1 protein-coding gene is annotated in these 275 nt (G+C 51.6%); it reads right to left on the bottom strand.

Translation table 11 applies throughout. The features are described 5' to 3' along the window. On the bottom strand, positions 1-275 hold a 275-nt coding region (locus ACZ3HG_RS23580), incomplete at both ends, for a GTPase (RefSeq protein WP_465334780.1).

The raw sequence follows: 275 nt of genomic DNA, 5'->3' as shown, positions 1-275 counted from the left end.
ACCACCAAGGCTCGGCCACTCTCCAGAATGAACCCCGCGATATGGGCATCCTGCTCGGAAATATCCTGTTGCGCATCCAACAACAACAGCACGACATTGGCATCCGAAATTGATTGCAGGGTCTTGACGACGGAAAACTTTTCCACCGCCTCAAACACCTTGCCGCGTTTGCGCAGACCAGCCGTGTCAATCAGCGTGTAGGGTTTACCGTTTTTTTCAAAATCGATATAGATCGAATCGCGCGTGGTGCCTGGCATATCAAATGCAATCACCCG

The organism is Erwinia sp. PME.40.26/001, from assembly GCF_055556675.1.
This window is presented reverse-complemented; position numbering and strand designations above follow the sequence as displayed.